The sequence below is a fragment of the Variovorax sp. CF313 genome, from assembly GCF_000282635.1.
Classification (GTDB): domain Bacteria; phylum Pseudomonadota; class Gammaproteobacteria; order Burkholderiales; family Burkholderiaceae_C; genus Variovorax.
The window spans coordinates 1-2,793 of sequence record NZ_AKIW01000062.1; the positions used below are offsets into that span (position 1 = coordinate 1).

The 2,793-nt window shown below is 55.9% G+C and carries 1 protein-coding gene and 1 pseudogene; both read right to left on the minus strand.

The window, feature by feature from the left end; translation table 11 throughout:
- Positions 1-240 precede the first annotated feature (240 nt).
- A complete protein-coding gene (locus tag PMI12_RS28780; protein ID WP_157632208.1) occupies positions 241-753 on the minus strand; it encodes a hypothetical protein in 513 nt (170 codons plus the stop codon).
- 2 nt (positions 754-755) lie between these two features.
- Positions 756-2,793, minus strand: a pseudogene (locus PMI12_RS28785) (hypothetical protein); the annotation flags it as partial.

Genomic DNA, 2,793 nt, shown 5'->3' on the forward strand with positions numbered 1-2,793 from the left:
AGTCGATAGTGATGTAGGCGTTGGTGTCGGCCAACCAGCGCAGGCGGCCCAGTGCGTCGTAGGCCATCTGGTTGTCCTGGTAGGTGACGCCGCCCTGCACGGTGGTCTCGCGGATGCGCCGGCCGCCCAGGTCATAGGCGTAGGTCGTGACCTTGCCCACGCCCGCGTCGTCGATATCAAGGCGCGTCGCGCGCGAAGGACCGTTCTCTAACCCTTCACCGATGTAGTCATTCCTTCAATCTACTGCAAGACGTTCGCTGCGATCAACATAGATACGAATCTGCTGAACGAAAGGGTTGGAAGATCAACCGTAAAGGCCGGCTTCTTGAATTCAATTTCTAAAAATTGATCTTGGTTAATGTGTAGTATTTGAAGGCCAAGTGCTATTGCTTCTTTCGAAGTGCTCTCTTGAATATTTTTTAACGAGTTAATGGGAAGGCTGATTTCGCAAAAATTTTCGTAATCAGCTATCTCAATTCGAGATTCATCCAGCCTAAAGTCGCGCAAAATAATATTGCCATCCCTCAAAAGAAGGGGCGCTGTCTTTGAATGACTTGCAAGCTCCGCTGTGAGAACAGCTAGAGCTTGACCGACGTGTCGAGAGCGATCAATCGAGCGAATGCAGTCCAAGTGCAGTACCCCATGCAGATCAGCTAGCTCGTGAGATGGATGCAGCTTAGGAAAATAAAAGCGCGACTGCCCCTCCTCAATAGGTTTATTGCATATCGGGCAAATCAATTGTGGAATATTCATTTTTATCTTCCGGGCAGCCAATTTGATAGGTCTTGAAACTGAGTAAACGTTCTTTGCTCGCCAGTAGCTGCGCCCTTAATAACTGACTTCTCTTGGCCAAAGGCCTGAAGGACCAGCCTGTCCGCTGAACTTGCCTCAACACCATACGGATGTGAGTGACCAGACCACTTCCATCCATTTCCTACATACCGATTCGGGATTGCAAGCTCATTGAGCTGGCCTTGAAGCAATACACGTTCTCCGTTTGGTCCTCGGAAGAGTGAAAACTCATTCCCAGTTGCGGCTTGCAATCGTCCAAGATCGCTTACTTTCACCTCACGTCGCCCAAGTCCCTCAACGATTAGAACCGGTGATGTATTGCCACGGGCGTCCTCAACTAGGACGCGACGAGCATTGCCGAAATTGTCAAGGATTTTTTGTGTACGGGCTGATATGGGCCTGCCGAACATGTCCAACCCGTCAACGAGATCATCGCTACGCGCAATCAACCCTCTTGTTGATCCCTCTAGGCGGCTGCTGGCTGATCGACTAATCGCAACTGATTCTGCTCTGGCAAGCAATCCTCCCACAACTATCGGCCCACCGACTTCGTTGCCGATCGACAGGGCCGCCCCCAGCGTCGCGAACCCCGCGTTCATCTCTGCCGCATTCGGCTGCGCCAGCATCGGCCCGGGTTGCCCGCTCTCGGCCAAGGCTGCGTTGTACACCGCGCTCCCAAAGGTCGCGCCCAAGTTCTTCCATCCCGACGAAGAACCCGCTGTGTTGATCCTGACGCGATTTTGACGCGCAGCTTCGAAAATTGTCGTCGTTGCTGGGGGCGTGTCGTTCCACACCTCCGGGTTGATCGGGAGCCCCGACAGTGCAGGAAAACGCGGCTGGAAGTCTGGCCCAAGCAAGTTGCTGTTGCGATTGTTCAGATCGTTGATTTGCAGCGCGATGAGCATGCCCTTCTCTCGCGCTAAATCGGGCGTCAAAAGGTCATTTGGCTGGATGCCGAACACGCCATCGAAACCAGTCTTGATGTCGCGCCACAAACCGGGACTGTCATAGTTGTCGTTCAGATGACCCAAACGACCGTTGACCATCATCCACTGCTCGCTGTTTAGCGTGCTGCTATCAACCATTCCCCGCGTGAAATTGCTTCCTGACAGCATGCCATCCAGAAACAGCCCGGCTTTACTCAGTGGGTAGCCATTGCCGTCGGAATACATGAGGGACTGAGTGGGGCTCCAGGTCTCAGCCGTGCCATCGACTCTGATGGCGCGCAGCATTTCAGCCGAGTCACTCCCCAGGGTGAAGGCCGAGTTGATGGCATCTAAGGCGCCGCTGGCATCGAGCGCCGTGCCCGTCGACACGGGATTGCCGCGTGAAAATCTCACGGGCTGCCCGCCGCCGTCGCTTGATGAGGCCAATACGTTTGCCATATGAGCTTGGGGCACAGCCACATCGTTAGCGGAGGGGCGCGCAGGCGGAGCCCCCACAAGATCAAACCCGGTGCCAGGCCCGTCTGCAAAGTACCCCAGGATGCGCGCCTTCTCTTGTGCGCTAACTACCCCCGGCACATTATTGGCCTTTGCAAGAGCATCCCCAATGATGTTGCCGAACGCGTCTGCCGCAATTTGCGCGCCACTGATCTTGCCGCCCCGTACGACTGTCCCCACCAGAGCGCCACCGAATCCGGAAACAAAGCTCTTCCCGAAATCGAACTGCACTTTGGGGTCGTACTGCATCGCTGAGTTCAGCCCCTGGCTTACGCCAGCGCTTACCGCACTGGCTGCCACGCTCTTCCAGCTGAACTTGTCTTGCAGCCCGGTCACGACTGCAACGCCTTGTGTGATGGTGCTGCCGAGGGCTCCACGCATTGCTCCGTTGACAAACGCGTTGCCCGTGTCGGGAAGTACGTTTGCGCCACCCAAGCCCGCTGATACCGCACCGCCAATAGCCCCCAGAGCCACCCCCTTCCAGCTGAAGCCATCTTGAGCGCCGATGGCGATACCTACTGCCTGGCTTGCGATGGAGCCGACGGCGCCCCCGATGGCC